Origin of the sequence: Clostridium sp. KLE 1755 (genome assembly GCF_000466465.2) — a bacterium.
GTDB classification, from domain to species: Bacteria; Bacillota; Clostridia; order Lachnospirales; family Lachnospiraceae; genus Eisenbergiella; species Eisenbergiella porci.
Window position 1 is genome coordinate 5184 of the sequence record NZ_KE992678.1, and the last position, 11668, is coordinate 16851.

Consider the following 11668-nt stretch of genomic DNA (forward strand, 5'->3'; position numbering starts at 1 on the left):
CAGGGACAGAGGCTGGCCGGAAGCAGCCACTCCACGCTCACCTGCATACCGGCTGTTTCCAGGATGGCAAAGCCCAGGACCGCAAGCAGGGCGGGATAGAAGGCGGCCCGCTGGCTGACGGCTATCCAGAGGGCGGGAAGGGATGTAAGAAAAACCAGAAGCGCCTGCTGTGTGAGCTGCCCTGCAATTAAAAGAAGTTCGTCCGTACCAAAGCCGGAGGGAAACAGCAGGCGGGCGCCGGAGAGCGAAAGCAGCATGGCTGCGGAGGCTGACAGAAAGAACCACAGGAACCAGATCACGGTTTTGGAAAGCAGAAAGGCGGATCTGGAAACCGGGGCGCACAGGGTATTACGCAGGGTGCAGTCCTGATATTCCCGCTGGATCAGACTGGTCAGCACGAAGCCGTTTACTACGGGCAGCGCAATAGTCTGAAGCAGGAAAATGGTGAGATACCATTCCTGTAAACCGATGCTGTCCTTATCAATCAATATCTTTTTTATCATGGCGAGAACCGGTATGGCGCACAGAAGCAGCGTGCCGGTTCCCGCCATTTTATTTTTCTTCAGTTTCATGAGTTCTGCCGCAAGGATGTTATGCAATTCCCACACCTCCTGTAATGCTTTTAAAATGCTCCTCCAGCGAACCGGCGCAGCGTGTCAGTTCGGTTACTTCAAAGCCGGCTTCCAGCAGCTTTCTGTTGATGGCGGCGGGTTTCCAGCCTGTGCCGTATAAGTGGATGGAGCCATCCGGCTGAATTACGTTGGGCAGAATGCGCTCCGGGCCATCCGGGGAACAGGTATTCCTGATAAAAAGAAGCGCCCTGTCAGGGGCGGAAACGCACAGCCGGATATATTTTTTCTCCATCTGCGCAAGCTCCTCCCGGGAGCATTCCTCCACAAGGCGGCCTTCATGCAGGACGCCTGTAAAGTCCGATAGCTGTTCCATTTCCGTCAGCTGATGGCTGGATAACAGGATGGTCCTGCCCTCTTTTTCGCTCAACCGCTTCAACAGGGAGCGCAGCTCTGCGATTCCGATAGGATCGAGGCCGTTGGCAGGCTCATCCAGAATCAGGAGCCGGGGACTTTTAAGAAGGGCGTTGGCCAGGGCCAGCCGCTGCTTCATTCCCAGGGAATATTGGGAAAAGGTTTTTTGGCTGTCAGAGGAAAGACCCACCGTATCAAGGGCCTGCTCTATCCGGGACGGATCCGGCTTCCCTGTCAGACGGGAGAAGATGGTGAGATTTTCCTTTGCCGTCATGTGGGGATAAAAGCCGGGAGCTTCGATACTGCTTCCGATGCGGCTGTAAATGTCCCGGGGAAAGCCCTTCACGGGGCGGCCGAAGAGAAGGATGGAGCCGGAGGTTGGGCGGGCCAGGCCTAAAAGCATTTTCATAACCGTAGTTTTCCCGGCGCCGTTTCTTCCCAGAAGGCCGTAAATTGCGCCCTGGGGGACGTGCAGGGATACATCCCGGACAGCGGCGTGTTCTCCGTAGCATTTGGTCAGATTTTGGGTTTCGATGATATAGTTCATAAGAATGCCGTTTCCTTTCTGCGATTGCCCGCAGCAGCTTGGACAGCCTGACTGCTGCGGTTGTTATCAGTATACAGGCATTCTTTCAACTTTTTATCTGGTTTTGGAAAAATATCAGAATGAGGAAATCCCCGGCAGCGGTTCAATGAGAAGAGGCAGAATTGTAAAACGCGGCGGCATTTGAGGGGGAAGAGGCCGCGGACAGTCTTTACTCCCCCGCTTTTTGCGGTGCCTTTGGATCCTGGAACAGCAGAAAAGAGGCGGCTACCCGGGCGCCGCCTTCCGGGTTATTGGCAAGTGTCAGGCTGCCATGGTGGGCAAGGCAGAGCAGGCGGCTGGTGTAGAGTCCAAGTCCCTGGTGCCCGTTATCCCTGGCTTCGGTAAAAAAGGGATCACAGCCTTTTTCCAGAGCGGCTGTGGTAAATCCCGGACCGTCGTCGGAAACCTCCGCCAGCAGGGCGCCCTGCTTCAGGGAGAGTCGTAAAGTGACGGTGCAGGAGGCGTGTGCGGCGGCATTGCTGAGGATATTGTCCAGAACACGGGAGATGATTTCGGGATCGGCGGACAGGGGAGAGCCGGGAAGCTGCGATTCCGGGACAAGGGACTTGTGAAGCCGTTCGCAGAGCATGGTTGCTGTACGGAAGAGTTCCTCCTCCAGCTTTCGGGGGCGGATGAGGGAAGGGATAGCCCGGATGCCGTCCGGCGTCGCAAGGGAATTCATGGCCTCTATGTAGTTTTCCATGCGGGCAAGGTGTTTTTTCATTACTGCGGCCTGCTTCTGCAGATCTTTGGGAGACAGGCTGCCTGCGGACAGCTCCTGGAATTCCAGGTAGCCCTTGATTATGGTGAGCGGCGTGCGCATATCGTGGGCAAAGGCGGCGTTAATGCGCTTTTTTTCTTCCGCCTGGCTCCACAGAAGATGGTAATTATCTTCCAGGGCAAGGCGCATGCTTTCCACGCTGCGGCAAAGCTCGCCCATTTCATCGTTGCTGTCATAGGAAAGGCGGAAATCCAGATCCTGCCTGCCGATTCTGGCGGCGGCCTCCTTGATCAGCCGTACCGGTTCCTCCAGCTTGCATTTATAGAAGAGACAGGCGGCGGAAGCCAGACAGAGGGCGGAATAGAGGCAGACTATGAGAGGGGAGGACAGCGCATAGTATTTTCCCGGAAGGAGCTGAAGCAGGCCTGCTGTTGCCAGGCATAAAAAGATATCCAGCAGAAGGAAAAGCAGGATAAGGAGGGCAAAGCTTTTTTTAATAGTAAGTTTTTTGAAAGTGCGTTTTATTCTTTCCATGTATATCCCACTCCCCATATGGTTTCAATATAATCCTTACAGCCGTATTCCTCAAATACGCTGCGTATTTTGCGGATATGCTCCGCCACAACGGTACTGCTGCCTTCGGCGTCATATCCCCAGATTCGTTCGTAAATGCGTTCCCGATCAAAGACCTGGCGGGGATTTTGGGAAAGCAGGCTGACAATGGCAAAATCTTTTTTGGCGAGGGGAAGCTCCCGGCCGGAGGAAAAGACCTTTCTTCTGCCATAGTCGATGACCAGGCTGTCCGTGAATTTTACCAGGGAGGAAGCGGCGTTTCGTTGTTCCCTGCGCAGATGGGCAGCTACGCGGGCCTCCAGCTCCAGAAGTGAAAAGGGCTTTACAATATAGTCATCGCCGCCCGCCAGGAAGGCCCTCACCTTATCCGCGTCCTCCACCCGGGCGGTCAGAAACAGGATGGGGCAGTTGATGAAGTCCCGGATTTTCCCGCATAGGCTGAAGCCGTCTTCTCCGGGCATATTGATGTCAAGAAGAATGAGGTCAGGACGGGTCTCTACCTGCCGCAGGGCCTGGGAAGCGCTGCCTGCGGTTATGGCTTCATAGCCCCTGCTTTGAAAGAAGGAGCTCAGCATTTCTGTGATATCCTGTTCGTCGTCTATGATGAGAATTTTCTTTTTATTTGGAAGCTTTTTTTCCATGGGGAGTTTCGGTCCTTTCCTGGGTGGGAGGGTTTCTTTTATGATAGCAGGTAATTATCTGGTTTTTATCAAATTTGGGATATTGAATTATAGCATAAAACAGGCCGTGTAAAGAGAGAAAGTCTTGAAAATATTGATAAATAAACTATAGAGGCTGAAAAAGTATAAAAAAAGCAAACCGCCGGCCGCACCAGTGATTTGCTTTTTAATGTTCATATAAAGTGTCCATAATTTTGAAAGAAAGGAAACGTTGCACTTATCCTTTGATTCCCTGCATCTTAATTCCCTGTACAAAGTATTTCTGACAGACGAAGAAAATCAACAATACCGGAATCGTCATAACTACGGCCACAGCCATCATCTGGCCAATTTTTGTAGTTCCCATTGAGGAATTCAAGAATTGAAGTCCGATGGCTACCGTAAATTTTCTGGTAGAGTTCAGATAAATTAAAGGCTGAAAGAAATCATTCCAGTTATATACCAGGGACATGACTCCCACACACATGGAAACGGGTTTGACGGCAGGCATCATGATGTAAATAAAGGTCTGGAATGAACTGGCACCGTCAATGGTGGCGGCTTCATTAAGTTCCTTCGGCAGTGAAAGGAAGAACTGGCGGTACAGGAATATATTGTAGGCGCCTCCGCCGAACAGCGAGGGAATGATAAGCGGCCAATAGGTATCCACCATACCCATTTTATAATACAGCAGGTACTGAGGAATCAGGGTTACCTGCCCAGGCAGCATCATTGTTGCCATCAGACAGGTATACCAGAATTTTGAACCATTGGCCGGGAATCTGGCAAAGCCATAGGCAACGAATGCGGAAGAAATGACTGTTGTCACGGTATTGACTATAACCAGGAAAACAGTATTTTTGGTAAAGGTTGCAAAATCAGCTGCCTGCAGTCCGTTCGTAAAATTGGAGAAAAGCCATTTTTTAGGAATGAAAGTTGGCGGGAACAGATACGCCTCAGCTGTTGATTTAAATGCGGTGGTCAGCATCCAGAAAAACGGGAAAATACATATTATAGCGCATAAGGCGAGGATAATGTATGTGATAGTCATACTGATGCGTCTTGCTGCTGTTTTTGACATAGGTCGGCGATTGCTCATAATCATTCTCCTTTCGTTTTAGTTATCATAGAATACCCACTTGTTTTGTGTGAATTCGATAATGCCGGTGAAAATCATAATGACTATGAACAGACACCATGCGATACAGGATGCATAGCCCATCTTGCCATACTGGAAAGCGTTTTGGAAAATAAGCATGGCTACGGTCACTGTCGAATTAACCGGACCTCCCTGAGTGAGGATGTAAGGCTGGTTAAACAGCTGGAATGCAGAGATAACGCCGATAACCAGATTGAAGAAAATTGTAGGAGTGGAAAGCGGCAGTGTAATGGCAAAAACCTGTCTCAAGGTGCTGGCTCCGTCAATTTTGGCACTTTCATAGTAAGAATCAGGAATATCCTGTATTCCTGCCAGCATAATCAGAATCTGATTTCCTAAAGACCAAAGACACATAACTACAATACAACCCAGCGCCAGGCGTTTGTCCCCAAGCCAGTTAGGTCCCTGAATCCCAAACAGGGAAAGAAGGTAATTGATAACGCCATAGGTGCCGTTGAAAATCCATCCCCAGAGAATAGTTACCGCTACACCAGCCGTAATATAGGGAAGATAAAAAACAGTACGCCAGAACCCCAGGAACTTAACATTTCGGCTTAAAAGCCATCCCAGGAAGAAGGAAAGCACCAGACTGAGCGGAACATACATTAATACATAGCATATCGTATTTTTAAATGCCGCCCAAAACCTGGGATCCATAGTAAACGCCTGTACAAAGTTTTCAAGGCCAATAAACTTACCTTGTCCGTTAAAGCTGGAATCCGTAAAGGCCAGAATGAAAGATTTAATCATGGGATAAACTGTCAGAACCAGGAAAAATAAGAGCCATGGAGATATGTACAGATAAAAATTAAGATTATTTCTTTTTTGAATGCCGGAAATTTTTTTCTTCTTTTTTTCTTTCATACAAATTCCTCCTAGTTTTGTGGGGTAAAATGCCAGTCCTCTGCGAACAGGGAAATCTTACTCCTTTGCATCTAAGTTAAAAATTGCAGAGGAGGAAAATCCCCCTCTGCATAAAAAAGTTTTACAGATACCCGACGGAATTTATTAATTATTTTTTATTAAAGGAATAACCTGCAAATTCTTTTTCAATCTGAGGAGCATACTGATCAACAACCGCCTGAGGATCCTGATTATCAAGGAGTACGGCTTCTACCATGGTAGTCCATATATTACCTGTAGAAGCAAGAGTTCCTCCAAACGGGTTCAGATGGGTGCTGCCCATATGTTCAACATAATAACTGTTATTTAAACCTTCGCCCTTGAAGCTAATATCTGCATAATAGCTTTCAGCTACATTTTTGTTGGAAGGCATACCACAGATTGCTGTCTGTTTTGCCATTTCATCGTTTGCATAGGCGGATTCCTTCAGGAACTGCCAGCCTGCATCAGGATTTTTACTTGTAGTTGTAATTGCCCAGCCAGTAGCATACTGCACATTGATTTCTTTGCCGTTTTTATCGCTTGGCATCTTGCAGAAGCCGATATTAATACCATTTTCATCTGCATCATTGGTTACAGTAATGGTTTCAAAACCGCCGCAGGGATACATAGCGGATTTCCCGGAAACAAAGAGTGTTTCTGCAGGAATAGTCTTCTGTGCTGTATCATCAGGGATAACACCGGTATCGATCAATTTCTTATACAGCGTCAGGGAATCAACAATTTCAGGGGTTCCCATATGGGATGTGGAAAGGTCATCACTGTAAGGAGTGCCGCCGCAGGCATAAACCATAACGTTGTTCATAACCCAGTGTTTTACAAGTCCATAGGTTTTATTGGCGCCATCCCCTTTAGCAAAGGCCTGTCCCCAGTCAGCCAGGTCTTCCATGGTCCAGCCATCTTCCGGATAAGCAACGCCTGCCGCATCAAACATATCCTTGTTGTACGCCATAACAAAGCAGTTTGCCAGGAGAGGGAAGCCTTCCAGCTTTCCGTCAGAATCATAATAACCGTCAATAACGCCGGGAACCAGGACATCATCCAGATTTACGCCTTCTGCCTCTACATAGGGATTCAGGTCAATGTAATATTCCGTATTCATTCCATAATAATCAGGACTCATCTGCATTACATCGCCAGCGGAACCGGAAGACAGCGCAGCGGCCGCTTTCTGATCCCAAACACTGTCGGCTGTGGGAATGATGGTATAGGTAATATTCAGTTCAGGATGCTCGCTGATAAAGATTTCAATAGCCCCTTCTCTGGCTTTTGCTTCATCATCTGCGCCCCATGCCCAGATATCCAGGTCTCCGGAAAGCTCAACGCCGGAAGCTGCTGCTGCGGTGTCTGTCGATGCTCCATCCGTGGCTGCAGCGGGGGCAGCAGATTCAGCGGCAGGGGCAGGAGCGTTGCCGGAATCTGCAGTAGTGGAAGAACCGCATCCTGTCATAGCGGTCAGCATAGCAGAACATAAAAGCACTGCCAGGACCTTTTTTGATACTCTTGTCATAACAAATCCTCTCCTTTTCTTTGTGTTAATACGGCCGGCGAAATAGATAAAATTTTGTGGACGGCTGCATAACAGATTGCTTTTTGGGATTGTGAAAAGTGCCCAAAACATATTTATACTATAAATATATTTGGACACATTATCTACAATTTATTTTGCTTAATTTTAGTCTTATTTTGCTTTTGCGTGTAAAAATGACTAAAAACGGTATGGATTATGAAATAAACAAGGAAATATTGTATTCATTCAGCAGAACTGAGCTGATATTGCACTGAACTGTTGAACAATCATGTAATATTATCGACGCGAAGAACGATAGGTGAGAGGTGTACAGCCGGTATGTTTTTTGAAAATCCTGTTGAAATAACTGATGGAACCAAAGTTAAGGAGTTCGGAAATTTCGGTAACTGACATTTGAGAATGCAGAAGAAGCTCCTGGGCACGATGAATCCGTACTACATTACAGAAATCAACATAAGAATAACCAATTGTGCTCTTAAAGGAACGGCAGAAATTGGAGTAGCTCATATTGGTAAGAGCTGCTGCATCCTCCATAGAGAGCTTGTCTTCAGGATGACTGATCAGCCTGCTGAGCAGCATCTGCATTTTGGCAAGACTGGAGGTATTAAGCTCGGTGCTTTCGATCCGGAGAAGACCTGAATCCAGGAGAACGGAAAGCAGGGATAGCAGGGCCGCGCTCAATCTGATTTCCTGTTGACAGGGATACCCGGCGAGCTGCACTTCATCTTCGGGAACAGGTAAAAGAATGGTTGGGACGTTTTCTATCAGTTCATGAATCATTTTATCTATGGCAGTGCCGGAAACAATCCGGAGGGAGCCTCTGTCCTTGAGAATTCCAGACGGTATCAAAATGCAGTGCTCTTCCATGCTGCTGAGAGTGTTTAACAGCAGGCGGGATGAAAACTGCAAAATAAAATTACTGTTTCGGCTGTCATTTTTAATGGAATGCATGGTAAGAGGGGGAATAAAAACTAAGGAGCCGGGAGCTACATCGACAACCCTGTTTTCAAATTCGAATTGAGAAATCCCTTCTATTGTATAATCCATTTCATAGAAGGAGTGACAATGTGACGGGAAACCGTTACGTTTCGGCACCGGGGGGGGGTAAAAATGTAGATAAATTATGAGTGTAGAGCACACCGCTTATATTAAGTTTGGTGGGATCCCCGCCCGCCTGATATGTTTCCTGATATATCATATAAATCCCTCCGCATGGGAAAATGTGTCCGGTCTAACCGTACTCATTTTAGCAGAGTGAAGCATTGCTGTCCAGCAAAATAGGACTAAAACTGGACAAATTAATAACTATATAAAACCTGTGTGTTTTAATATCATTAGATTGTAACTGTGAAAATAAAATGATACTTACTGTGTCTGGGGTTATGGCCGGTTTGTATTGGAGAATGGGAGGTTTAATTTTATGGGGACACTGAAATTTTATGTGGACGCGGAAGCGCCAAGAACAGCTTTTTCGCATTATTGGGAAAAATGTGTGGGGTCTTGCCATGGTTATACGGCGCTTCGTGAGGATTACAGAAAACAGCTTAAACAAGCGGCAGGAGATATAGGTTTTCAGTATGTCAGATTCCATGGAATCCTTGATGATGATATGTGTGTGGTACAGGAAAACAGGCCGGGGGAGTATACTTATAATTTCTTTAATATTGATAATATATTTGATTTCCTTCTGAGCATAGGGATGAAGCCTTTTATGGAAATAGGGTTTATGCCTACGCCTTTTGCTTCCGGTACCCAAACCTGTTTCCACTATCGGGGAAATGTTACGGTACCAAAAGATTATCAGGTCTGGGATGAATTTATTGTAAAAATGATGAGACATTTCATCAGCAGATATGGTCTGGCTGAAGTGCGCCAGTGGTATTTTGAGGTATGGAACGAACCTAATCTGAAATTCTTTTTTGCCGGAGATCAAAAGGATTATTTTACTCTTTATGAACATACGGTCAGGGCAATTAAGTCCGTGGACGCACAGCTGCAGGTTGGAGGGCCGGCAACTGCTATCAATGCGTGGATACCTGAGTTGATCGATTATTGTGCGCAGAACAGGGTACCTCTGGATTTTATATCTACACATCATTATCCTACGGATGATCCGCTCTGGAACAGCGGAATGAGTCTGGAGGATTTCTTTGCCGATATAGAAAGAAAAGCCGAAGAGGGCAATTCGGAGGAGATACGTAAGCAGGCAACTGTCTATCGGAGGGGAATTTTAAAAGAGATGACGGAAAGAGCCAGGAAGGAAGCCGGAGCTTATCCGCTTTATTATACGGAATGGAATACCTCAGCATCTCTGCCGGATGATGTACATGATTATCCATACAGTGCAGCACTTGTAACGAAGACCATAATTGATAATATCGGCCTGGTAGATGCATATTCCTTCTGGACCTTTACGGATATTTTCGAGGAGCATGCGCAGCATTGCGGAGAATATCACGGCGGATTTGGGCTGCAGACAGTACATGGAATACCAAAGCCAACTTACCGTGCCCTTGAACTGCTTCATCAGTTGGGCGGTGAAAGATATCCTGTGACGGAAGAACAGGGAACCGTGGGAATGCTTGCGGCATCAGGGTGTGACGGCGGTCTTTGTGTTCTCGCATATAATCAGCAGATCCTGGAACAGCCGGTCGTAAAAGAAACTATTGAGCTTAGTATAGATAACTGCGATATTTCCTGCGCAGAAATTTTTCGGATTGATGAGGAGCATGGAAATCCAAGAAAGCTGTGGGAGGAAATGGGATGTCCGGAATATCCGGATGCAGATCAATTGGAAAGGCTGTATCAGGCATCCGTAATCGGAAGAGAAACACTTGTTGTACAGAAAACAGAAACTGGAATCAATGTAGAATTTGATATTCCTGAATATGGGGTGGCGCTTATTCATTTTCAATGAAAGGAATATGCGCAGATAGGAGCAGGATATGGAAACAGTAAAAAAAAGAATTCCCTGTATTGCGCCGGATTCCAATGGAATTCCGGTATTATATGTACAGGGCGAGCCCTTTCTGATACTGGGGGGAGAACTTCATAATTCTTCTTCCTCCAGTCTGGAATTTATGGAAAAGGAGGTCTGGCCATATATTCGTCAGTTTAAGATGAACACTGTGATACTGCCGGTGGCCTGGGAGAGTATAGAAGCCCGGGAGGGCTGTTTCGATTTTACGCTTCTGGATGGTATTCTTTCGCAAGTCAGGAGAGAAAAGGTAAGAGTTGTATTATTATGGTTCGGTTTATGGAAAAACGGGGAAAGTTTTTATGTACCTTCATGGGTAAAAGAAGATGACAGGCGTTTTTTCAGGGCATGCTATGGGACAGGAAGACCATCCAATACGGTTTCTCCTTTCTGCAGGGAAGCTGTGGAAGCAGACAAAAAGGCATTCTGCAGGCTAATGAAGTTTCTGCGTGAAAAGGATGAGAAAGAACAAACTGTCATTATGGTTCAGGTGGAAAATGAAATCGGCTTTCTGAAGGCGGAAAGGGATTATTCTGAGACAGCGCAGGAAGAATATAAAAAAACAGTGCCGGAGGAAATCCGTGAGCTGTATGGAAAGGATGGCAGTTGGGAACAAGTATTGGGCGAAGATGCGCCGGAATATTTTATGGCTTATCATTACGCAAAGGATGTGGAAGAAATCGCGTCAGCGGGAAAAAACATTTATCCTCTGCCAATGTATGTGAATGCCTGGCTGGAACAGCACCCTGACCGGCCGGGATGCTATCCTTCAGGAGGACCTGTTGGCAAACTGATTCCTCTCTGGAAGAAAGCAGCTCCTTCTCTTGATCTGATAGCACCGGATATTTATCTGCCTGATCTGAAAGGCGTATGTGAGGAATACAGTGTGTGCGGAAATACGCTGTTTATTCCGGAGGCGAGAAGAGATCCGGTTACTGCATCCAATGCCTTTTATGCTTTGGGCGGAATGAATGCTATTGGATTTTCACCGTTTGCCGTAGAAGATTTCCTGAAGGAGGAGATGGAAGGGCCGGAAGCTTCGCTTCTTGCTGCACTGAATATAGAAGTGGATGGGTTTTCCTGCCGGGGGACCGGACCTTATCTTGTAAGGAGCTATCAGGTTCTGAATGAACTTTATCCGCTCCTGCTGAAATGGCGGGGAACAGACCGGATGACCGGTTTTATCAGAAGGAATCCTTACGAAAAGGGAACCATTATTTCTATGGATGGTTATGATATTCAGCTGGATTATCTCCCTGGGAAAACAGGGCAGCCGGGCAGTGCCGGAATTATTTTCAGAGAGGAAAACGGTTTTTATATATCAGGCTGTCAGGTGCGGTTTACCCCTTTGCCGAAAAAGGGAAGTAATACATATATTACAATTGTAAGCCTGGAAGAGGGCAAATTCAAAGAAGGCAAATGGGAAAGAGGACGAGTGCTGAATGGGGATGAACTGAACGATATGGCTCTTAAAGATATGGCAGAAACAAAGTATGTAAGAATCTGCGTACACAAGTCATAACCGGACGGGTAAAAAAGGTAACCATTCAGTCGGAGCTGCACATTTGCTGCACAA

10 protein-coding genes are annotated in these 11668 nt (G+C 46.8%); 2 read left to right on the forward strand and 8 right to left on the reverse strand.

Features of this window, described 5'->3' with window-relative positions:
* From HMPREF1548_RS06960 to HMPREF1548_RS07000, 8 genes are all read right to left on the reverse strand, one after another.
* Positions 1-599: ABC transporter permease (locus HMPREF1548_RS06960; RefSeq protein WP_035321454.1), on the reverse strand; the 599-nt coding region annotated here is incomplete at its 3' end.
* Positions 592-1530, reverse strand: a complete 939-nt coding sequence (locus HMPREF1548_RS06965) for an ABC transporter ATP-binding protein (RefSeq protein ID WP_021635196.1) — start codon at positions 1528-1530, stop codon at positions 592-594. The genes HMPREF1548_RS06965 and HMPREF1548_RS06960, both read right to left, overlap by 8 nt.
* Positions 1531-1738: 208 nt before the next feature.
* Positions 1739-2824, reverse strand: a complete 1086-nt coding sequence (locus HMPREF1548_RS06975; RefSeq protein WP_021635198.1) for a HAMP domain-containing sensor histidine kinase — start codon at positions 2822-2824, stop codon at positions 1739-1741.
* Positions 2812-3504, reverse strand: a complete 693-nt coding sequence (locus HMPREF1548_RS06980) for a response regulator transcription factor (RefSeq protein WP_021635199.1) — start codon at positions 3502-3504, stop codon at positions 2812-2814. Before HMPREF1548_RS06980 ends, HMPREF1548_RS06975 begins: the two co-directional genes overlap by 13 nt.
* Before the next feature lie 256 nt (positions 3505-3760).
* On the reverse strand, positions 3761-4621 hold the full coding sequence (locus HMPREF1548_RS06985) for a carbohydrate ABC transporter permease (RefSeq protein WP_035321455.1): 861 nt from the start codon (positions 4619-4621) through the stop codon (positions 3761-3763).
* Between the two features lie 18 nt (positions 4622-4639).
* Entirely contained in the window at positions 4640-5545 is a 906-nt protein-coding gene (locus HMPREF1548_RS06990; protein WP_021635203.1) for a carbohydrate ABC transporter permease, read from the reverse strand.
* A gap of 148 nt (positions 5546-5693) precedes the next feature.
* Positions 5694-7094, reverse strand: coding sequence for an extracellular solute-binding protein (locus HMPREF1548_RS06995; RefSeq protein ID WP_035321456.1), 1401 nt, complete (start codon positions 7092-7094; stop codon positions 5694-5696).
* Positions 7095-7391: 297 nt separating this feature from the next.
* Positions 7392-8255 carry an AraC family transcriptional regulator gene (locus HMPREF1548_RS07000; RefSeq protein WP_353612043.1) on the reverse strand — a complete coding sequence of 288 codons (864 nt, stop codon included), beginning with the start codon at positions 8253-8255 and terminating at the stop codon, positions 7392-7394.
* A gap of 280 nt (positions 8256-8535) precedes the next feature.
* Between HMPREF1548_RS07000 and HMPREF1548_RS07005 the strand changes: the two genes are divergently transcribed.
* Complete coding sequence (locus HMPREF1548_RS07005) at positions 8536-10032, forward strand: GH39 family glycosyl hydrolase (RefSeq protein ID WP_021635207.1); 1497 nt, start codon at positions 8536-8538, stop codon at positions 10030-10032.
* Between the two features lie 28 nt (positions 10033-10060).
* Positions 10061-11614 (forward strand): GH35 family beta-galactosidase, encoded by a 1554-nt coding sequence (locus HMPREF1548_RS07010; RefSeq protein WP_021635208.1) that lies wholly within the window; start codon positions 10061-10063, stop codon positions 11612-11614.
* The last annotated feature ends 54 nt before the right edge of the window (positions 11615-11668 follow it).